This window comes from Pseudomonas sp. DR48 (genome assembly GCF_019823085.1).
In the GTDB taxonomy this organism is placed as follows: Bacteria; Pseudomonadota; Gammaproteobacteria; order Pseudomonadales; family Pseudomonadaceae; genus Aquipseudomonas.
In genome coordinates this window covers 2530286-2550803 of sequence record NZ_CP081946.1, presented here as the reverse complement: position 1 = coordinate 2550803, position 20518 = coordinate 2530286, and the positions used below count along the sequence as shown (strand labels likewise).

Here is a 20518-nt window from a genome sequence, read left to right as displayed (position 1 = left end):
ATGCCATCCCGTGGCGCTGGCGCTTTCTTCCTTTGCTTGAGGCAGTACAGCACCAAAATCGGGCGATGCGGGAAATTGGTTGGGGGCAGTTGCACGAAAATGTTGCGAAGGGAGGGTTGAGGGCTTGATCGTTCCCACGCTCCCGCGTGGGAATGCAGCCCGTGACGCTCCGCGTCACTGGACGCGGAGCGTCCCTTGAGGCATTCCCACGCGGAGCGTGGGAACGATCAGGTTGGCGTTTTGTTCAGCTCAAGCGAGGCTTAGCGCGGTACGACCGGCTTACGTGCGGGCTTGGGCCCTTTGCCTTTGGCCGCGTCCTTGCGTTCCTTGGCCGCCTGCTGGTTGCGGGCGAACGCCGCAGCCTTGGCCTGTTCACGCTTGTCCCACGGATTACCGCCATCGCTGGCGCGCGGTGGCAGGCCGGTGTGCTGGGTCAGAATCTTGGTGGTCTTTTCCCCGGCCACTTTGTGGCTGCCAGCCGGCGTTGAGTTCTTGCGACGGGCGCTCTGGTAGCTGTCGGTCGCTGGCTGATGCAACGGAATCAACTGATTCTTGCCCGGCCCGATCAGGTCGGCGCGGCCCATGCGGGTCAACGCTTCACGCAGCATCGGCCAGCCTTTCGGATCGTGATAGCGCAAGAACGCCTTGTGCAGACGACGCTGCTCTTCGCTCTTGACGATGGTCACCGCGTCGCTCTTGTACGTCACCTTGCGCAGCGGGTTCTTGCCCGAGTGGTACATCGCGGTGGCGGTGGCCATCGGCGACGGGTAGAACGCCTGCACCTGGTCGGCACGGAAGCCGTTGCCCTTGAGCCACAGGGCCAGGTTCATCATGTCTTCGTCAGTGGTGCCCGGGTGAGCGGCGATGAAGTACGGAATCAGGTACTGCTCTTTGCCGGCTTCCTTGGAGTACTTCTCGAACATGCGCTTGAACTTGTCATAGCTGCCGATGCCCGGTTTCATCATCTGGTTGAGCGGACCTTCCTCGGTGTGTTCCGGGGCGATCTTCAGGTAACCACCGACGTGGTGGGTCACCAGCTCCTTGACGTATTCCGGCGACTCGACCGCGAGGTCGTAGCGCAAGCCGGAAGCGATCAGGATCTTTTTCACACCCGGCAAGGCACGGGCGCTGCGATACAGCTGGATCAGCGACGAGTGATCGGTGTTCAGGTTCGGGCAGATACCCGGGAACACGCACGATGGCTTGCGGCACGCGGATTCGATTTCCGGGCTCTTGCAGGCGATGCGGTACATGTTCGCGGTCGGGCCGCCGAGGTCGGAAATGACGCCGGTAAAGCCCGGGACCTTGTCGCGGATCTCTTCGATTTCGCGAATGATCGACTCTTCGGAGCGGTTCTGGATGATCCGGCCTTCGTGCTCGGTGATCGAGCAGAAGGTGCAGCCACCGAAGCAGCCACGCATGATGTTCACCGAGAAGCGGATCATGTCGTAGGCCGGAATTTTTTCCTTGCCGTACGCCGGGTGTGGAACGCGGGCATAAGGCATGCCGAACACGTAGTCCATTTCCTCGGTGGTCATCGGAATCGGCGGCGGGTTGAACCAGACGTCGACGTCGCCGTGCTTTTGCACCAGCGCGCGAGCGTTGCCCGGGTTGGTTTCCAGGTGAAGCACGCGGTTGGCGTGAGCATAAAGCACCGCGTCGCCACGGACCTTTTCAACGGATGGCAAACGGATCACGGTCTTGTCGCGAGTCATCTTCGGGCTGGCCAGGATCTGCACGACCTTGGCTTCGCTCGGGTCTTCAACCGGACCCTTTTCCTGCTCGATGGCGCAGGCCTGGGTATCCTGGGTGTTGACGTACGGGTTGATGATCTTGTCGACCTTGCCCGGACGGTCGATACGCGTGGAATCGACTTCGTACCAGTCCTTCGGCGTATCACGACGAATGAACGCGGTGCCGCGCACGTCGGTGATGTCTTCGATCTTGTGACCGTAGGACAGACGCTGGGCAACTTCGACGATCGCACGTTCGGCGTTGCCGTACAGCAGGATGTCGGCGCAAGCGTCGATCAGGATCGAGTTGCGCACCCGGTCCTGCCAGTAATCGTAGTGGGCGATGCGGCGCAGGGAGGCTTCGATGCCACCGAGCACGATCGGCACGTTCTTGTAGGCTTCCTTGCAGCGCTGGCTGTAAACCAGGCTCGCGCGGTCCGGACGTTTGCCCGCCAGGCCACCGGGGGTGTAGGCGTCGTCGGAACGGATTTTCTTGTCGGCGGTGTAGCGGTTGATCATCGAGTCCATGTTGCCGGCCGCGACGCCGAAGAACAGGTTCGGCTCGCCGAGCTTCATGAAGTCGTCTTTGGACTGCCAGTTTGGCTGGGCAATGATCCCGACGCGAAAGCCTTGCGACTCCAGCAGCCGGCCGATGATCGCCATGCCGAACGACGGATGGTCAACGTATGCATCACCGGTGACGATGATGATGTCGCATGAATCCCAGCCAAGCTGATCCATCTCCTCCCTGCTCATCGGCAGGAATGGCGCGGGACCGAAACATTCGGCCCAGTACTTGGGATAGTCAAATAACGGCTTGGCTGTTTGCATGACGATGACCGGTGTTGAGATGAAAAATCGCGGGCGCGGAATATAGCACAAAAAATAACCAATTCCGACGGCTATGGTCGGAAATAACCCATGTGGGAGCGGGCTTGCTCGCGAAAGAGGTGTGTCATTCAGCAATCAGGTTGAATGCACTACCGCATTCGCGAGCAAGCCCGCTCCCACAAGGTTATTCGTCGTCGAAGTTATAGCTGCCCGGCGCCAGGTTTTCGAAACGGGTGTACTTGCCGATGAACGCCAGTCGTGACGTACCGATGGGACCGTTCCGCTGCTTACCGATGATGATTTCAGCAATGCCCTTGTGCTCGGTTTCCGGGTGGTACACCTCATCCCGGTAAACGAACATGATCACGTCAGCATCCTGCTCGATCGCTCCGGATTCCCGGAGGTCGGAGTTGATCGGGCGTTTGTTCGGTCGTTGCTCCAGGGAGCGGTTGAGCTGGGACAGCGCCACCACCGGGCAGTTGAATTCCTTGGCCAGGGCTTTCAAGGACCGGGAAATCTCGGAAATCTCGTTGGTCCGGTTATCGCCACCGGAACCTGGAATCTGCATCAACTGCAGGTAGTCGATCATGATCAGGGCGATGTCGCCGTGCTCACGCACCAGACGCCGGGTCCGCGCGCGCATCTCAGAGGGGCTGATACCCGCCGTATCGTCGATGAACAGTTTGCGATCATTGAGCAGATTGACTGCCGAAGTCAGGCGCGGCCAATCGTCATCGTCCAGGCGACCGGCCCGGACCTTGGTCTGGTCGATACGGCCAAGCGACGACAACATACGCATGATCAGCGATTCGCCTGGCATCTCCAGCGAGTAAACCAGGACGCACTTGTCGCTGCGCAACACGGCGTTTTCCACCAGGTTCATCGCAAAGGTGGTTTTACCCATGGACGGACGGCCGGCGACGATGATCAGGTCGGACGGCTGTAGGCCGCTGGTCTTCTCGTCGAGGTCGGTGTAACCGGTGGACAGGCCAGTGATGGCGTTGTCGGTGTTGAACAGGGTGTCGATGCGGTCGATGGCCTTGGTCAGCAGGTCATTCACACTCACCGGGCCGCCGGTTTTTGGCCGGGCCTCGGCGATCTGGAAGATCTGCCGTTCAGCTTCATCGAGAATTTCTTCAGCCGTGCGGCCTTCAGGGTTGAAGGCACTGTCGGCGATTTCGGTGGCGATACCGATCAATTGCCGCAAGGTCGCTCGCGCACGAACGATCTGTGCATAGGCCTTGATGTTGGCGACAGACGGCGTGTTTTTCGCCAGCTCACCCAGGTAACCGAGACCACCGACTTGCGAGGTCTGGCCTTCCTTGTCCAATTGCTCGGCCAGGGTCACCACGTCGATTGGTGAGTTCTGGTCGGCCAGTTTGGCGATCGCACGGAAGATCAAACGGTGGTCATGTCGATAGAAATCGCCATCCGAAACCTGATCCAGCACGCGTTCCCAGGCGTTGTTGTCCAGCATCAGACCACCGAGCACGGCCTGTTCGGCCTCGATGGAATGCGGCGGCACCTTCAGGGCAGCGGTTTGCAGATCGTATTGCTCGGGTGCGGAGATATCGTTCATGGCCACTTGAATAGTTGTGTAAATCAGGAACTGCAGAAAGACAAAGGGCACGACCTGTAAACAGGATCGTGCCCGATGTTACCGGCAAGCACCCGAGGGTGCCAGCCGACAAGTGCTGCTTAAGCTGCTACCACGACAACGCGTACGGTGGCTTCAACTTCGGCGTGCAGGTGCACGGCCACGTCGAATTCACCTACGTTACGGATAGTGCCGTTCGGCAGACGAACTTCGCTTTTTGCAACTTCAACGCCAGAGGCGGTCAGTGCATCAGCGATGTCGTGAGTACCGATCGAACCGAACAGCTTGCCTTCGTCGCCAGCGGTGGCAGTGATAGTCACTTCCAGCTCAGCCAGTTGGGCGGCACGGCTTTCAGCCGAAATCTTACGGTCTGCTGCGGCTTTTTCCAGCTCAGCGCGACGCTCTTCGAACGCAGCCAGGTTGGCAGCGGTCGCAGCGGTAGCTTTGCCGTAAGGCAGCAGGTAGTTACGACCGTAACCAGCCTTGACGTTTACTTTGTCACCCAGGTTGCCCAGGTTGGTGACTTTTTCCAGAAGGATCAGTTGCATGTGAAAATCCTCTTAACTTTTAACCTTCACCGTTCGCGCTATCGGCGTCTTTCGGCGCCGAACGACCGCGAAAATCAATCAGGCTGTCGACGATGGCCAAGACCACCAGCAACGGATAGATCAGCTGCATGAACAGCAACAGCGTGACGTACAACCCCACCAGCCAGAACCTGGCCAGTCGCTTCTTCGCCACCAGCCCGTGAATCAGGGCCAGCCCGGCGAACACCAGCGGAACACTGCACAACGGTGTCAACATCGCCATCTGTGGACCGATGTTCGGCCCCAGAAGCATCAACACCAGCATTGCAATCGCCGGTCCCAGCGGGAATCGGATGGCGCGAAACTCGCGACCAAAACCACCCGGGTTGTACAACAACGCCTGCCAGTAGCGCCCGACAATCAGGCTCAGCACACTGACGATTTGCAACAAGGCCGCAATCAGGCCGGTCAGGACCGGTGCAATCAGGGACGCAAAATGCGCTTGCTCGTCTACCGACAACTTCTGGTAGACATCACCGAGTAGCGACGGCATGACCTTTATCAAGGCCTGCGCCAGCATCTCGATCTGGGGCGCAAAAGCCGCCCCCAGCACCACCGAAAACACCGTTCCCACTGCTACGCTGACCAGCAGCACGCGGACCCAGGACTCGCTTGCGCGCAAAACCAACGCAAGGCTCGAAGACCCCAGCAGCACCAGAAGTGCCCGTGGGTCGTCGGAGTAAAGCCACCAGACCAATGCCGGCAGCAATCCCAGAGCAAGTACGCCAATGGCGTCCTTCAATCCGCGCCGCAAGAGCACAAGGCATCCAGCGGCAGCACCCAACCAATACAACAACGGCAATGTTGCGCATCCGGCCACTACGAGAGTGGCCTGCATACGGCCGCGCATGATGAACTCAGCTAAGGCACGCATGCTTTCAATCCTTTGCTACGTGTCGACTGCCCGGTCTCAGCGGCCGTGGCTGTCGGTGTAGGCCAGCAGGGCCAGGAAGCGGGCGCGCTTGATAGCGGTGGCCAGCTGACGCTGATAACGTGCTTTGGTACCGGTGATGCGGCTTGGAACGATTTTGCCGGTCTCGGATACATAAGCTTTCAGAGTGTTGAGATCTTTGTAATCGATCTCTTTCACGTCTTCAGCGGTGAAGCGGCAGAATTTACGACGACGGAAGAAACGTGCCATTTGATAGGCTCCTTAAAAGGTCCGTGGATTACTCGTCAGCGTTATCGCTGTTGTCGCTGTCATCACTATCAGCGCTTTCAGCGCCTTCGTGCTCAGGACGGTCGCGACGCTCACGGCGCTCACTGCGGTTTTCTTCAGCCTTGAGCATCTCGGATTGGCCGGTAACGGCTTCTTCGCGACGGATGACCAGGTTACGGATCACTGCATCGTTGTAGCGGAAGTTGTCTTCCAGCTCGGCCAGGGCCTTGCCAGTGCATTCAACGTTCAGCATCACGTAGTGAGCCTTGTGAACATTGTTGATTGCGTAGGCCAATTGACGACGACCCCAATCTTCCAGACGGTGGATTTTGCCGCCGTCTTCTTCGATCAGCTTGGTGTAACGCTCAACCATGCCGCCGACTTGCTCGCTTTGATCCGGGTGGACCAAAAAGATGATTTCGTAATGACGCATGAATGCTCCTTACGGGTTGTAGCCTGCCGCTCAAAAGCGGTCAGACAAGGAGTGAATGACACTAATGGACTTGCTTGCGATAGACACATGCGTGCCTGCCGTCACAGCAAGGGGCGCAATTGTAGAGAAGGGACCGAAGAGGTGCAAGGCAATTGGTGATTATTTGAACAGTTCGTTCAACCACCCATTTTTGCTTCACCACAAACCACTGTGGGAGCGGGCTTGCTCGCGAAAGCAGTATCACATTCAACATATTTGCTGAATGACACTCCGCTTTCGCGAGCAAGCCCGCTCCCACATTTGGATTGCGTATGGCTTAAGACTTTTTGGCGGTTCCAGCGGCTTTGACGCTACGCTGGCGTTGCGCTTCGAACAGACAGACGCCGGTCGCCACGGAAACGTTGAGACTGCTGACGCTGCCAGTCATCGGCAAGTGCACCAGGTAGTCGCAAAGATCGCGCGTCAGGCGCCGCATGCCGCTGCCTTCGGCACCCATGATCAGGATGGTCGGGCCGGTCATGTCCTGCTGATACAGACTCTGCTCAGCCTCGCCCGCCGTACCGACAACCCACAGGCCGCGCTGCTTGAGCTTTTCCAGGGTGCGCGCCAGGTTGGTCACGGCAACCAGCGGAATCACTTCCGCCGCGCCACAGGCGACTTTTCGCACCGTCGGGGTCAGCGTGGCCGACTTGTCTTTCGGAACAATCACCGCCAGTGCGCCGGCCGCATCGGCAGAACGCAGGCAAGCGCCGAGGTTGTGCGGATCGGTCACGCCGTCGAGCACCAACAGCAGCGGTGCGCCTTCGGTGCGATCGAGCAGTTCGTCGAGCATCGCTTCGCCCCAGACCTGGCTCGGGCTCACGTCCGCCACCACGCCTTGGTGAACGCCTTCGACCCATGCATCCAGTTCACGGCGCTCGGCGTTGCCGACCGCTACGCGATTTTCCGCCGCCAGTTGAATCAGCGTCTGCACACGCGGATCACTGCGGCCTTCAGCCAGCCAGATCTGCTTGACGCGTTTCGGGTGGTGACGCAGCAATGCTTCTACCGCATGCACGCCGTAGATTTTTTCCAACTGACTCATGACTTGGCCTTAGGTTTACGCGCCCCGCCGCTTTTGGCTGGGGCTGAACCCGCTTTCGGCGGGCCTTTACGGTGTTTGCTCGGTTTGCTGCCGGAAGCCTTGTCAGGCGCCGACCGTCCGGTCTTTCCCCCAGACGCCGCTTTACCGCCGCTTTTCGCTTCAGACAGCAACGCCTGTTTCAATTCACGGCTTTTACGCAGTTCGGCATTTTTGGCCGCGGCATCGCTCGGGCGATAAGCCTCTACAGCCTTTTCCTTCGCAGGACGGCGACCGGTTTTCGCCGGGGCCGGCTCTGCAGCGGTTTTAGCGGCTGCCTTGGCGACTGGCTCAGCCTTTTCATTCCCGCGCTTCTTGCGACCGATCGGCGCACTGATGGTTTTTTCAGCCATCTCGAAGTCGATCTTGCGCTCGTCGAGGTCAACTCGCATGACGCGCACTTCAACGGTGTCGCCCAGGCGGAAGCTGCGACCCGTACGCTCACCGGCCAGGCGGTGATGCACAGGGTCGAAGTGGTAGTAATCGCCCGGCAGCGCGGTGACATGCACCAGGCCTTCGACGTAGATGTCGGTCAGCTCGACGAACAGGCCAAAACCGGTCACGGCGGTGATCACACCCGGGAACGATTCGCCAACACGATCTTTCATGAACTCGCACTTGAGCCAGTTCACAACGTCGCGGGTCGCTTCGTCGGCACGCCGCTCGCTCATCGAGCATTGCTCGCCGAGCTGCTCCAGCGCCGCTTCGTCATACGGATAAATGCGCGCTTTCGGAATCGTCATCGCGCCGGCACGGCGAACGTGCGGCGTGTCCTGCTTCGAATGGATAACGCTGCGAATCGCCCGGTGCGTGAGCAAATCCGGGTAGCGACGGATCGGCGAGGTGAAGTGGGTATAGGCTTCGTAATTCAGGCCGAAGTGGCCCTGGTTATCGGCGCTGTACACCGCCTGGCTCAACGAACGCAGCATGACGGTCTGGATCAGATGGAAATCCGGACGATCCTTGATGCTCGCCAGCAACGCCTGGTAATCCTTCGGCGACGGGCCGTCCTTGCCTTTGTGCAGGGACAGGCCGAGCTCACCGAGGAAGGCGCGCAGTTTTTCCAGACGCTCCGGTGGCGGACCGTCGTGGACGCGATACAGCGCAGGGATTTCGTGTTTTTTCAGGAATTCAGCGGTGGCCACGTTGGCCGCCAGCATGCATTCCTCAATCAGCTTGTGCGCATCGTTGCGAACGGTCGGACGGATTTCGGCAATCTTGCGCTCGGTCCCGAAGATGATTCGGGTTTCCTGGGTTTCGAAATCGATCGCGCCACGCACGTGTCGCGCGGCCAACAGCACTTTGTACAGGGCGTAAAGCTGCTTGAGATGCGGCAGGACGTCGTTGTACTCGCCACGAAGCTGACGCGCCTCGGTGAGTTTCGGCGTCTCCAGCATCGCGCTGACTTTGTTGTAGGTCAGGCGGGCATGGGAGTGAATCACCGCTTCGTAGAAGCAGTAGTCGGTCATCTCGCCGGACTTGGAGATGGTCATCTCGCAAACCATGGCCAGGCGATCGACGTGCGGGTTCAGCGAGCACAGGCCGTTGGACAGCTGCTCAGGCAGCATCGGCACCACGCGCTCGGGGAAATACACCGAGTTGCCGCGAACCTGGGATTCGGCGTCCAGGGCCGAACCGATCTTCACGTAGCTGGAGACGTCGGCAATCGCCACGTACAACTTCCAGCCACCGGAGAACAGGCGCAGCTTGCCCGGCTTGGCTTCGCAGTACACCGCGTCATCGAAGTCGCGAGCATCTTCACCGTCGATGGTCACGAACGGCAGATGACGCAGGTCGATGCGCTTCTCTTTGTCTTTCTCTTCGACTTCCGGCTTGAGCTTGGCGGCTTCTTTGAGCACCGCTTCAGGCCAGACGTGAGGAATATCGTAAGTGCGCAGGGCGATGTCGATTTCCATGCCTGGCGCCATGTAGTTGCCCACGACTTCAACCACGTCGCCTTGCGGCTGGAAGCGTGGCGTCGGCCAGTGAGTGATCTTCACTTCGACGAACTGACCGATCTGCGCATTGGCGTTACGGCCCGGAGTGACCAGCACTTCTTGCTGGATCTTCGGGTTATCCGCCACAACAAAACCGATACCGCCCTCTTCGAAGTAGCGACCGACGATGGTCTCGTGGGCACGGGACACCACTTCGACGATCATGCCTTCACGGCGACCGCGACGGTCGAGACCGGAGACGCGGGCCAGGGCACGGTCGCCGTCGAACACCAGACGCATTTGCGCCGGGCTCATGAACAAGTCGTCACTGCCGTCGTCCGGGACCAGGAAGCCGAAGCCGTCACGGTGACCGCTGATGCGGCCAAGGATCAGGTCGAGCTTGTCCACCGGCGCATACGTGCCGCGACGGGTATAGATGAGTTGAGCATCGCGCTCCATGGCGCGCAGGCGGCGACGCAGGGCTTCGATCTGGTCTTCTGTGGTCAGACCAAACTCTTCGACCAGCTGCTCGCGGTTAGCAGGCGAACCCCGATCAGCAAGGTGCTGAAGGATCAGTTCGCGGCTAGGAATAGGGTTGTCATATTTTTCCGCTTCACGAGCGGCCTCGGGATCGAGGGTCTGCCAATCGGCCATTAGAGAGTTTTCACCTTGTCTATATGCGGGTTAGTTTGGCATAGGCGTAATGAAACGGGAAATTTCAGGCTGTGACAGCCTATCTAAAGCACTTTATCGACAACACAATGATGATTTGAATGCCACTGGTAACATTTTTCAGGTTTTTTTAATTCCAGGGGTTTACAGTTAAAAAGACGCTCCGTATAGTGCGCGCCATCGACGACGCACTAGCGTTGCCGATACTGCCCAGATGGTGAAATTGGTAGACACGCCAGCTTCAGGTGCTGGTGACCGCAAGGTCGTGGAAGTTCGAGTCTTCTTCTGGGCACCAATTTCGAGCTTGAGATTAGATCAATTTCAAGGCTCACACAAAAACCCGCGAAAGCGGGTTTTTTGCATTCTAAACATCTGATTTATTAAATCTAAATCAGGGGTTTACAGATCAAAACGCTCTCCGTATAGTGCGCCACATCAACAGCGGCAACGCTGAAGATATGCCCAGATGGTGAAATTGGTAGACACGCCAGCTTCAGGTGCTGGTGACCGCAAGGTCGTGGAAGTTCGAGTCTTCTTCTGGGCACCAATTCAAATTTCAGAGTCGATCTGGAATTGCACAAAAACCCGCGAAAGCGGGTTTTTGCGTTTCCGGGCTTTGTGTAGGAGCTGCCGAAGGCTGCGATCTTTTGATCTTCAGCAAGCTCAGTTCCGCCAACATTCAAGATCAAAAGATCGCAGCCTTCCGCAGCCCCCTCCCCTCTCAGCCGCCGCAAGGCGCACTTGAGAAACAATATCGTTTATCATTGTTGCAAGTTTTTGCAATGCGACAGTGAGGAACCCTGCGAATGATGTTTCGAAATACCCTGCGCCGCGGCCTGACCTTCACCCTGCTCAGCCTGGCCCTCGCCACTCCCCTCACCCAGGCTGCTGATCCAGTTTCCCTGACACTCTATAACGGTCAACACAAAGAAGTCGGCGATGCCGTCGCCAAAGCCTTCGAAGCCAAGACAGGCATTCACGTCAACGTGCGCAAAGGCAGCAGCAACCAGCTGGCCAGCCAGGTCGTCGAAGAAGGCGATCGCTCCCCCGCCGACGTGATCTACACCGAAGAGTCGCCTCCGCTGAACAAGCTCGGCGAACAAGGCCTGCTGGCGCAAACCGATGCCGCCACCCTTGCCGTCCTGCCCAAAGACTACGTCGCCGGCAACGGCACCTGGATCGGCATCACCGCCCGGGTCCGCGTGGTGGCTTTCAACCCGAAACTGATCGACGAAAAAGACCTGCCCAAGTCGGTGATGGAGTTCTCCGATCCGAAATGGCAAGGCAAGGTCGGCTTCGTGCCGAGCAGTGGCGCGTTCCAGGAACAGGCCGTGGCAATCATCAAAGTGCACGGCATGGATGCCGCCGAAGAATGGCTGACCGGCCTGCGCGCGTTCGGCAAGACCTACAGCAACAACATGGTCGCCCTGAAGGCCGTGGAAAACGGCGAAATCGCCACCGTACTGGTGAACAACTACTACTGGTTCGCCCTGCAACGCGAAAAAGGCCAGCTCGATTCGAAACTGCATTACTTCACCGGCGGCGACGTCGGTGGGCTGATCACCGTTTCCAGCGCTGCCGTGCTGAAATCGACTAAACATCCAAAAGAAGCCCAGCAACTCCTTGCCTACATGGCCAGCGAAGAAGGTCAGCGCGTGATCACCCAGACCACTGCCGAATACCCGCTGCACAAAGGCATGGCCTCGGATCGCGGCCTCAAGCCGTTCAGCGAGCTGCAAGCGCCGAAAGTCACGCCAGCCGACCTCGGCAACGCCGAAGAAGCCCTGGACCTGGAACGTGACGTTGGCTTGAACTGATGAGCGCATCGTTATCCGCCGCCGCCGAGCGCGGGGTTTACGTGCCACGGCGCAAGCGGCCATCGATCTGGCTGCTGCTACCGGTTTTGCTGTTGGTCGTACTCAGTCTGTTGCCGCTGGCTTATGTCGGGCTCAAGACCTGGCAAGCCGGCTGGGCCGAGGCGCTGCACCTGCTTTGGCGGCCGTATGTGTTTGGGCTGCTGCGCAATACGCTGGCCCTGATGGTCGGTGTAACACTGGCCTGCGGCGTGATCGGCTTGTCGCTGGCCTGGTTGCTGGAACGCAGCAATCTGCCGTGGCGGCGACTGTGGGGCGTGATCCTGTGCTTGCCATTCGCGGTGCCGGCGTTTGTCAGCAGTTTTACCTGGGTCTCGCTCAGCGCTCACTTCGAAGGCTTGGGCGGGGCGATCCTGGTGATGACCCTGTCCAAGTACCCACTGATCTTTCTGCCGGTCGCGGCGACACTGCGCAATCTCGATCCCTCGCTTGAGGAATCGGCCCGGACCCTTGGACAGAATCGCTGGGGCGTGTTTTTCAAAATCACCTTGCCGCTACTGTGGCCGTCTTTGCTGGCCGGCTCGCTGCTGATTGCCTTGCACATGCTGGTGGAGTTCGGCGCGCTTTCCATCATCGGCCTGCAAACCTTCACGACAGCGATCTATCAACAGTTCGAACTGGAGTTCAGTAACGCCAATGCAGCGATGCTGTCTGCGGTGTTGCTGGCGCTGTGCCTGATGCTGTTGTGGCTCGAATTACGGGTTCGCGGCAAGGGCCGACATGTCCGCACCGGCCAGGGCGCAGCCCGGCGCGCGGAGCAGGTTCGGCTGGGGCCTTGGTCGGCGCTTGGCCAGGTTTATTGCCTGGCGCTGGCGGTCATCGGCAGCGGCATTCCGCTGGGCATGTTGGCGTACTGGCTGGCAGTGGGTTCCTCAGCCGCATTCCCCGTGGCCGCGATCAGCGAAGCGCTGTTGTCGTCGCTGGCACTGTCCCTCGGTGGCGCAGCAGTGTGCCTGGTGCTGGCGGTGCCGGTCGGCCTGCTGGTGGTGCGCCATAAAGGGCAACTGGCAATCTGGGCCGAACGCTTGCCGTATCTGCTGCATGCACTGCCAGGGCTGGTGATCGCACTGACGCTGGTGTACTTCGCCCTGCATTATGTGCCTGCGCTGTACCAGACCTCGGCGTTGCTGCTGATTGCGTATGCGCTGCTGTTCCTGCCGCTGGCCCAGGCACCGATTCGTACGGCACTGAATAAAGCCGCACCACAATTGGAAGAAGCGGCCCGCACGCTGGGGGCGTCGTCATTCAGCGCGTTTTGCCGAGTGACGCTGCCGATCATTTTTCCAGCATTGGGCGCGGCGTTTGCGCTGGTGTTTCTAGATGCGATGAAGGAGCTCACGGCGACGCTGCTGTTGAGTCCGACCGGGCTAAATACGCTGGCTACCGAAGTGTGGGCGCATACCGCAAACGTGGAATTTGCGGCGGCGGCGCCTTATGCGGCGTTGTTGATTTTGGTGTCGGGATTACCGGTCTATTTGCTTACGACCCGGATGTATCTGAGCCGCTGAGATCGCTATCTCGAGCAAGCCCGCTCCCACAGGGGAACGCATTCCAATGTGGGAGCGAGCTTGCTCGCGATGACTTCTGACGCAGCAATATGAATCTTAAGCCCTGAACTGCCCCAGGCTCGCCTTCAACTGCGCCGCCAAGCCATCCAGCACTTTGCCGCTGGCCGTGGTTTCCACCACCGCCTGTGCCGCTTTCTCAGCCTGAGCATGAATGGTCTCGACCCGCCCCCGCACAGCCTGCGCGCCTTGCGCCTGATGCGCCGCAGCCTGAGTCGCCAGACCAATCGCCGCATGCACCTGCTCGACCGATGCCTGCACCGATTGCTGCAACCGCGCACTGTCACGCAGCACCAGCAAACCTTCACTGGCCTGACGCCCGGCCTGGCCAATCGCTGCCACCGCCTCACGCGCCCCTTGCTGCAAGGCCACGATGTGCGCCTGGATGTCGCCGGTGGAGCTCTGGGTCTTGCTCGCCAGCGCCCGCACTTCATCCGCCACCACCGCAAAGCCACGACCGGTCTCACCCGCTCGCGCCGCTTCGATGGCGGCGTTCAGCGCCAGCAAGTTGGTCTGCTCGGCGATCCCGTGGATCACCGTCAGCACCACTTCAATCTGCTCACTCTGCTGCGCCAGCCGCTCGATGACTTTCGCCCCGGTATCGACCTGACCGGCCAACGCCTCGATCAGGCTGCCGACCTTCGCCGACGTCCGGGTGTTTTCATCCGTGGCCGAACGAATGTCCACCACTTGCTGCAAGGCCGCCTGCATGGCATGGCTTTCAGACTGGGCTTCATCGGCCATCTGCGACAACGCGCGCAGGCTCTCGGCCACTTCATCGCGCTGCATGCCGGCCGCTTTATCGGCACCGGCATTGCGCAGGGTCATGGCGCCAATTTCGACGCCGGTGCGCTGAGCCACATCGCCCGCTTCGCGCACAATCGGCTGCAACTTGTCGACGAAGCGATTGACCGCCGAGGCCATGTCGCCGATTTCGTCCTTGCTGTTGATTTGCACACGCTTGGTCAGGTCACCCTCGCCCGCCGCCAGATCATCCATGGCGCTGATCAGCATCTTCAAGCGATTGACCACTCGACGCCCCAGCACCACAGCCAGCAACAGCAGCACGCCGCAACCGACCAACGCCAGGCCCATACCGATGCGCCAGCGCAAAGTGCCCGCCGCTTGCTGCACGGTACTGGTGGTATTGGCCTGCATTTCAGAGGCCGTGGACTGCGCCGACTTCAGACGCGCGCCCATCGCCGCGGCACTATCAGCCGCCGCGCCTTTGAGGCTATCGCCGACCAGTTGATCACTGCTGGCGATCAGCGCGCTGAAGCGCTTGTCCAGGGCAGCCAGATCGACTTCCACCGAAGCGGTAGATACACCCATCAAGACCTTGCCGATTTCCACGCCATTGGGGCTGATCGAGGCTTCGATGTAGTAGACCGACGGATCGCTCTTCGCCGCATCCAGCACTTTGTCCAAGGCACGCTCGCCTTGGCCTTTCTCCAGAAGCGCTTTGTTGATCGGGTTCTCGCGATTCAAATAGCGTGTCAGGTGCTGGCCGGTGGCGTCGTCGTAGATCACGAACAACACGTTGGGATTACGCTGGGCCCGACGGGCGAATTCGGACAGGGTTGGAACGTCGCTGTCCCACATGGCGCGGGGTGCGACCGAGGCCAGAAGCTGCGCCATATCATTGGCGGAGTCCTTCAGGTCTTTTTCCAATGTCCCACGCAATTGCGCCTGCTCGTCCTTCAGACGCGAGGACAGGCCGGCGGTGAGTCGCTGACGGGTATTGGTCGAAAGGCTGTCCAGGCTCGACGTGACTTCACGCCCCGCTTGCTCCAGCTCACCGGAGAGTTTTTGACTGTCAGCACCCAGGCGCACGCCTAGATCGGCCTCCAGCGCGGTGACTGTGCTCCGGGTCAGAGCGACGGCAACCAGCACTTGCACCAAAAGGGCGATACCAAGGGTAACGAACACGGGCCGCAGAAGACGGCTTTGTAACAGTGAGAGAATGGCTGACACGGGATTATCCCTCTGCTTTGACGCCATTAAATTGATGGCACGCCAGAAGGCATAATTACAGCAAAGGTCGTGCCGCCCAACGGGCATAAACGACAAAGGCCCCGATTAAGGGGCCTTTGCGTTTTACATCAACGACTTATTAAGCGAACGGATGACGCAGAACGATGGTTTCGTTGCGGTCCGGCCCCGTCGAAATAATGTCGATCGGCGCACCGACCAACTCTTCAACGCGTTTGATGTAGTTGCGAGCAGCTTGCGGCAGCTCTTCCAGCGTCTTGGCACCGACGGTGGATTCGGTCCAGCCCGGCATCTCTTCGTACACCGGCTCCAGGCCGATGTAGCTGTCGGCGTCAGTCGGTGCGTCGATCACTGCACCATCCTGGTTCTTGTAACCAACACAGATGTTGATGGTTTCCAGGCCGTCCAGCACGTCCAGCTTGGTCAGGCACAGACCCGAGATGCTGTTGACGTCGATGGCACGACGCAGGATGACGGCATCGAACCAGCCGCAACGACGGGCACGGCCGGTGGTCGCACCGAACTCGTGGCCACGCTTGGCCAGGAATGCACCGACGTCGTCGAACAGCTCAGTCGGGAAAGGACCCGAACCAACGCGAGTGGTGTAGGCCTTGGTGATGCCCAGGATGTAATCCAGGTACATCGGGCCAAAACCCGAACCGGTGGCGATGCCGCCTGCAGTGGTGTTGGAGCTGGTGACGTACGGATAGGTACCGTGGTCGATGTCCAGCAGGGAGCCTTGGGCGCCTTCGAACATGATGTCTTTGCCAGCGCGACGCAGCTCGTGCAGCTCAGCGGTAACGTCGAGCATCATCGGCTTGAGCAGCTCGGCGTATTCCATGCACTCATCAAGAGTTTTCTGGAAGTCAATGGCCGGCTCTTTGTAGTAATTGACCAGCACGAAGTTGTGGTAATCCAGCAACTCGCCCAGCTTGGCGGCGAAACGCTCACGATGGAACAGGTCACCGATGCGCAGGCCACGACGTGCAACCTTGTCTTCGTATGCCGGGCCGATGCCGCGACCGGTAGTACCGATCTTCAGCTCGCCACGGGCCTTTTCACGGGCCTGGTCCAGCGCGACGTGATAGGACAGGATCAGCGGGCAGGACGGGCTGATACGCAGGCGCTCACGCACCGGTACGCCTTTCTCTTCCAGCTTGATGATTTCCCGCAGCAGAGCGTCGGGTGCAACCACCACGCCGTTGCCGATCAGGCACTGAACGCCTTCGCGCAGCACGCCCGACGGGATCAGGTGCAAGACGGTTTTCTCGCCGTCGATCACCAGCGTGTGACCAGCGTTGTGGCCACCCTGGTAGCGCACTACGGCGGCAGCATGTTCGGTCAGCAGATCAACGATCTTGCCTTTGCCCTCATCACCCCATTGGGTGCCCAGGACTACGACATTCTTACCCATAACACTTGTCCTCATTCGCGCAAACTTGGTGCCGGCGGCGAGCCGGCAGGAAAACTCAAGAAGCCAGCGGCAATACTTGCCAAAGCCCGTTCTGCTGAATCAATTGCCGGTCGCAGTCCGCTTCACGGGCGGCGGCCAAAGGTTGCCCAGGCAATGCCTGAACGACACGCTGACCCTCACTGCGCAACTGGCAAACCTGCTGCCAGAGTGCCGCATCCGTACTGTCAGGCATCCAGATACCGCCAGACGGTAACTTGATCTCAGCACGCCCCAGGGTCACCAGGGTTTTTAAATCGGTGGAAAATCCGGTAGCCGGACGCGCGCGACCGAAGTCGGCGCCGATGTCGTCGTAACGACCGCCCTGGGCAATGGACTGGCCAACACCCGGCACGAACACCGCGAACACCACACCGGTGTGGTAGTGATAACCGCGCAACTCACCAAGGTCGAAATACAGCGGCAACTCAGGGAAGCGCACCGAAAGACGCTCGGCAATCGCCAGCAAATCATCCAGCGCTGCCAACACCGGCGCCGGCGCACCCGCCAGACGTTCACGGGCAGCACTCAATACTTCACGACCGCCACACAGGTCGACCAACGCTCGCAACATGCCCGACAGATCGGCAGGCAAGCCTTCGGTCAAGGTAATGACCTCGTCGATGGCTTTACGTTGCAACGCATCGAACAACTGCTGCTCGACTTCACCGGACAAACCAGCGGCGCGGGCCAGGCCGCGGTAGATCCCCACATGACCGAGGTCCATGTGCACATCCGGCACATCGGCCAGTTGCAGCATGGCCAGCATCAGGCTGATGACTTCCACGTCGCTGCTCGGGCTGGCATCGCCGTACAACTCGGCGCCCAGTTGAATCGGGCTGCGCGAGGACGAAAGGGCGCGCGGCTGAGCATGCAACACGCTACCGGCATAGCACAGGCGACTCGGGCCTTCGCGACGCAGGGTGTGCGCATCGATGCGCGCCACTTGCGGCGTGATGTCGGCACGGAAACCCATCTGCCGGCCCGATTGCGGGTCGATGACCTTGAAGGTACGCAGATCGAGATCCGAACCCGCACCGGTCAGCAGGGATTCCAGGTACTCGATATGGGGAGTCACGACAAACTCGTAACCCCAGCTCTGGAACAGATCCAACACCTGACGACGCGCGACTTCAATACGCGCGGCTTCTGGTGGCAGTACTTCTTCGATGCCATCTGGCAGCAGCCAGCGGTCTACCGTTGCCATTACGCCATTCCCCTATGATCCGGGCGGCAAGCCGTTGGGCGAGCCTTGAGTGAAGCAGAAAATGATCGGCCCATGTGCAAACAACGCGCATAAACAACGTGGCGAAAAGCCTGGAACCGGCTTCGCCCACCACTTTCCTCGAAAAACCGTCGTGCCTGCATAAAACAAAAAACAGCAATCAAACGTGCAGACGCAAAAAAGCCGGGAATTTCCCGGCTGCCGCATCATACACACGTTTTCCCAAAGGATCACCCCGCCCGAGGCTTTAGCCGCCAGGCGGGGGATGATTCAGGTCAACGTCGTATCAAGGCTTGGCTTTTTCCAGGTAACGGAAGAAGTCACTGCTTGGGTCCAGGACCATGACGTCGGATTTGTTCGCGAAGCTTTCACGGTAGGCGCGCAGGCTACGATAGAAACCGTAGAACTCCTGATCCTGGCCGTAAGCCTTGGAGTAGATTGCAGCGGCCTGGGCATCACCGTCACCGCGAACCTCTTCGGATTCACGATAGGCTTCAGCCAGCAGCACGCGGCGTTGACGATCGGCGTCGGCACGGATGCCTTCTGCCAGCTCGTTACCCTTGGCGCGGTGCTCGCGAGCTTCACGCTCACGCTCGGAACTCATGCGCTCGAACACGCTGCGGTTCACTTCCTTCGGCAGGTCGATCGCCTTGACCCGGACATCGACTACTTCAATGCCCAGCTCTTTTTCGGCCATCTTGTTCAACGATGCAGTGATATCGGTCATCAGCGCATCGCGCTCACCGGATACCACTTCATGCAGCGTACGCTTGCCGAACTGGTCACGCAGGCCCGATTCCAGACGACGGGAAAGACGTTCGTCAGCAATCTGCTTGAGGCCGGAGGTCGCGGTGTAGAAGCGCTCGGCATCTTTCACGCGCCACTTGGCGTAGGCATCGACCATGACGGCTTTCTTTTCCAGCGTCAGGAAGCGTTGTGTCGGTGCGTCCAGCGTCATCAGGCGTGCGTCGAATTTACGCACCTGGTTAACGTAAGGCACTTTCACGTGCAACCCTGGTTGAACGTCAGCCTGAACCACGCGACCGAACTGCAGCAGCACCGCACGCTCGGTCTGAGCCACGATGTAGAAGCAGTTCCAGGCTGCGATCGCCACGACGACGCCGACAATAAGGGCGATCAGCGATTTATTGCTCATCAGCGACTCTCCCTGGTACGTGCCGGCTGCTGCAGATCAGCTGCCGAACGCACATTCGCTTCATTGCTGGTAGCTGCCGCACCGGTCACCGGAGTGCTGGTGTTGCGACCACTTTCGACCATCTTGTCCAGCGGCAAGTACAGCAGATTGCTCTGGCCATTCTTGTTGCCGGTCACGAGAACCTTGCTGGTATTGCTGAAGACTTCCTGCATGGTGTCCAGGTACAGACGCTCGCGGGTGACTTCAGGCGCCTTGCGATATTCGGCGACCAACTTGGTAAAGCGATCCGCTTCACCCTTGGCGCGCGATACCGTTTCGTCACGGTAACCGTTGGCATCTTCAAGGATGCGCTGGGCCTGACCGCGGGCTTCCGGCACGACACCGTTGGCATAGGTTTCAGCCTGGTTACGCGAACGCTGCTCGTCTTCACGGGCACGGATCACGTCATCGAAGGCTTCCTGTACTTCACGCGGTGCAGCTGCGCTCTGTACGTTGACCTGGGTGACAGTGATGCCGGTGCGATAGGTATCCATGAAGCGCTGCAGACGCTCCTTGATTTCGCTGGCCATCAATTCACGACCTTCGGTCAGCACCTGGTCCATCGCCGTGGAACCCACGACATGGCGCAATGCACTTTCGGTCGCGTGCTGCAGGCTGATTTCCGGCTGATCGACGCTCAGCACGAAATCCTGCAGGTTGCTGATCTTGTACTGCACGGTCAACGGCACTTCGACGATGTTCTCGTCTTCAGTCAGCATTTGACCCTGCTTGGTATAGGCACGCTCACGCGTGACGTTTTCCAGGTACTTGTGATCGATCGGCGGGAAGTAGATGTTCAGGCCAGGACCAACCGTCTCGTAGTACTTGCCGAAGCGCAGCACCACGGCTTGCTCCTGCTCGTCGACTACATAGACTGCGCTGTACAGCCAAATAGCCGCCAGCACGACAAGGCCGATGCCGAGCAGGCCGCCGAAGCCACCACTCCTGCCCGGACCACCGCCGTCATCACCGCGTTTCTTACCACCACCGAACAACCCGTTCAGGCTTTCCTGCAGCTTTCGGAAGGCCTCGTCGAGATCCGGTGGTCCCTTGCGGTCGCCGTTATTGCGGCGCTTGCCACCCCAAGGATCCTGATTATTCGAGTTGCCACCCGGCTCATTCCAAGCCATAGCGCTCTCCATCTGATA

15 protein-coding genes and 2 tRNA genes are annotated in these 20518 nt (G+C 59.5%); 4 read left to right on the top strand and 13 right to left on the bottom strand.

The window, feature by feature from the left end; genetic code table 11:
• Nucleotides 1-260 precede the first annotated feature (260 nt).
• The 8 genes from K5K95_RS11570 to rnr all read right to left on the bottom strand — a co-directional run bounded on the left by K5K95_RS11570 (nt 261) and on the right by rnr (nt 10051).
• A complete protein-coding gene (locus tag K5K95_RS11570; RefSeq protein ID WP_222589542.1) occupies nt 261-2564 on the bottom strand; it encodes a YgiQ family radical SAM protein in 2304 nt (767 codons plus the stop codon).
• A gap of 184 nt (nt 2565-2748) precedes the next feature.
• The gene (gene dnaB, locus K5K95_RS11565) at nt 2749-4143 is read right to left on the bottom strand and encodes a replicative DNA helicase (RefSeq protein ID WP_007902695.1); all 1395 of its coding nucleotides are present in this window, start codon (nt 4141-4143) and stop codon (nt 2749-2751) included.
• A gap of 119 nt (nt 4144-4262) precedes the next feature.
• A complete protein-coding gene (gene rplI, locus K5K95_RS11560) occupies nt 4263-4709 on the bottom strand; it encodes a 50S ribosomal protein L9 (RefSeq protein ID WP_033055552.1) in 447 nt (148 codons plus the stop codon).
• Between the two features lie 19 nt (nt 4710-4728).
• Complete coding sequence (locus tag K5K95_RS11555) at nt 4729-5622, bottom strand: hypothetical protein (RefSeq protein ID WP_090176231.1); 894 nt, start codon at nt 5620-5622, stop codon at nt 4729-4731.
• A 36-nt stretch (nt 5623-5658) separates the two neighbouring features.
• Nucleotides 5659-5889: a 30S ribosomal protein S18 gene (gene rpsR / locus K5K95_RS11550; RefSeq protein ID WP_002551829.1), complete on the bottom strand. Its 231-nt coding sequence runs from the start codon at nt 5887-5889 to the stop codon at nt 5659-5661.
• Nucleotides 5890-5917: 28 nt separating this feature from the next.
• Nucleotides 5918-6340, bottom strand: coding sequence for a 30S ribosomal protein S6 (gene rpsF / locus K5K95_RS11545; RefSeq protein WP_003217491.1), 423 nt, complete (start codon nt 6338-6340; stop codon nt 5918-5920).
• Nucleotides 6341-6656: 316 nt separating this feature from the next.
• Nucleotides 6657-7424, bottom strand: coding sequence for a 23S rRNA (guanosine(2251)-2'-O)-methyltransferase RlmB (gene rlmB / locus K5K95_RS11540; protein WP_027921975.1), 768 nt, complete (start codon nt 7422-7424; stop codon nt 6657-6659).
• The gene (gene rnr / locus K5K95_RS11535; protein WP_222589541.1) at nt 7421-10051 is read right to left on the bottom strand and encodes a ribonuclease R; all 2631 of its coding nucleotides are present in this window, start codon (nt 10049-10051) and stop codon (nt 7421-7423) included. Before rnr ends, rlmB begins: the two co-directional genes overlap by 4 nt.
• A 226-nt stretch (nt 10052-10277) precedes the next feature.
• Between rnr and K5K95_RS11530 the strand changes: the two genes are divergently transcribed.
• The 4 genes from K5K95_RS11530 to K5K95_RS11515 all read left to right on the top strand — a co-directional run bounded on the left by K5K95_RS11530 (nt 10278) and on the right by K5K95_RS11515 (nt 13451).
• Nucleotides 10278-10364, top strand: a tRNA-Leu gene (locus K5K95_RS11530).
• Nucleotides 10365-10529: 165 nt separating this feature from the next.
• Nucleotides 10530-10616: transfer RNA gene (locus tag K5K95_RS11525), tRNA-Leu, on the top strand.
• 259 nt (nt 10617-10875) lie between these two features.
• Nucleotides 10876-11886: an extracellular solute-binding protein gene (locus K5K95_RS11520; protein WP_222589540.1), complete on the top strand. Its 1011-nt coding sequence runs from the start codon at nt 10876-10878 to the stop codon at nt 11884-11886.
• The gene (locus tag K5K95_RS11515) at nt 11886-13451 is read left to right on the top strand and encodes an ABC transporter permease (protein ID WP_222589539.1); all 1566 of its coding nucleotides are present in this window, start codon (nt 11886-11888) and stop codon (nt 13449-13451) included. The genes K5K95_RS11520 and K5K95_RS11515 overlap by 1 nt, the downstream gene beginning before the upstream one ends.
• A 96-nt stretch (nt 13452-13547) precedes the next feature.
• Here the strand turns inward: K5K95_RS11515 and K5K95_RS11510 are convergent, their stop codons facing one another.
• The 5 genes from K5K95_RS11510 to hflK form a co-directional block, all read right to left on the bottom strand.
• On the bottom strand, nt 13548-15482 hold the full coding sequence (locus K5K95_RS11510; protein ID WP_222589538.1) for a methyl-accepting chemotaxis protein: 1935 nt from the start codon (nt 15480-15482) through the stop codon (nt 13548-13550).
• 139 nt (nt 15483-15621) lie between these two features.
• Nucleotides 15622-16914: an adenylosuccinate synthase gene (locus K5K95_RS11505; protein WP_010464193.1), complete on the bottom strand. Its 1293-nt coding sequence runs from the start codon at nt 16912-16914 to the stop codon at nt 15622-15624.
• Between the two features lie 55 nt (nt 16915-16969).
• Nucleotides 16970-18157 carry an ATP phosphoribosyltransferase regulatory subunit gene (locus K5K95_RS11500; RefSeq protein WP_090176247.1) on the bottom strand — a complete coding sequence of 396 codons (1188 nt, stop codon included), beginning with the start codon at nt 18155-18157 and terminating at the stop codon, nt 16970-16972.
• Nucleotides 18158-18461: 304 nt separating this feature from the next.
• A complete protein-coding gene (gene hflC, locus K5K95_RS11495; RefSeq protein WP_059405812.1) occupies nt 18462-19331 on the bottom strand; it encodes a protease modulator HflC in 870 nt (289 codons plus the stop codon).
• Nucleotides 19331-20500, bottom strand: coding sequence for an FtsH protease activity modulator HflK (hflK, locus tag K5K95_RS11490; RefSeq protein WP_222589537.1), 1170 nt, complete (start codon nt 20498-20500; stop codon nt 19331-19333). Before hflK ends, hflC begins: the two co-directional genes overlap by 1 nt.
• Nucleotides 20501-20518: the final 18 nt, after the last annotated feature.

Bases quoted from the DNA above. Each gene is read 5' to 3' on its own strand.
- K5K95_RS11570 (WP_222589542.1), bottom strand. From the start codon at position 2,564: ATGCAAACAGCCAAGCCGTTATTTGACTATCCCAAGTACTGGGCCGAA.
- dnaB (WP_007902695.1), bottom strand. From the start codon at position 4,143: ATGAACGATATCTCCGCACCCGAGCAATACGATCTGCAAACCGCTGCC.
- rplI (WP_033055552.1), bottom strand. From the start codon at position 4,709: ATGCAACTGATCCTTCTGGAAAAAGTCACCAACCTGGGCAACCTGGGT.
- K5K95_RS11555 (WP_090176231.1), bottom strand. From the start codon at position 5,622: ATGCGTGCCTTAGCTGAGTTCATCATGCGCGGCCGTATGCAGGCCACT.
- rpsR (WP_002551829.1), bottom strand. From the start codon at position 5,889: ATGGCACGTTTCTTCCGTCGTCGTAAATTCTGCCGCTTCACCGCTGAA.
- rpsF (WP_003217491.1), bottom strand. From the start codon at position 6,340: ATGCGTCATTACGAAATCATCTTTTTGGTCCACCCGGATCAAAGCGAG.
- rlmB (WP_027921975.1), bottom strand. From the start codon at position 7,424: ATGAGTCAGTTGGAAAAAATCTACGGCGTGCATGCGGTAGAAGCATTG.
- rnr (WP_222589541.1), bottom strand. From the start codon at position 10,051: ATGGCCGATTGGCAGACCCTCGATCCCGAGGCCGCTCGTGAAGCGGAA.
- K5K95_RS11520 (WP_222589540.1), top strand. From the start codon at position 10,876: ATGATGTTTCGAAATACCCTGCGCCGCGGCCTGACCTTCACCCTGCTC.
- K5K95_RS11515 (WP_222589539.1), top strand. From the start codon at position 11,886: ATGAGCGCATCGTTATCCGCCGCCGCCGAGCGCGGGGTTTACGTGCCA.
- K5K95_RS11505 (WP_010464193.1), bottom strand. From the start codon at position 16,914: ATGGGTAAGAATGTCGTAGTCCTGGGCACCCAATGGGGTGATGAGGGC.
- K5K95_RS11500 (WP_090176247.1), bottom strand. From the start codon at position 18,157: ATGGCAACGGTAGACCGCTGGCTGCTGCCAGATGGCATCGAAGAAGTA.
- hflC (WP_059405812.1), bottom strand. From the start codon at position 19,331: ATGAGCAATAAATCGCTGATCGCCCTTATTGTCGGCGTCGTCGTGGCG.
- hflK (WP_222589537.1), bottom strand. From the start codon at position 20,500: ATGGCTTGGAATGAGCCGGGTGGCAACTCGAATAATCAGGATCCTTGG.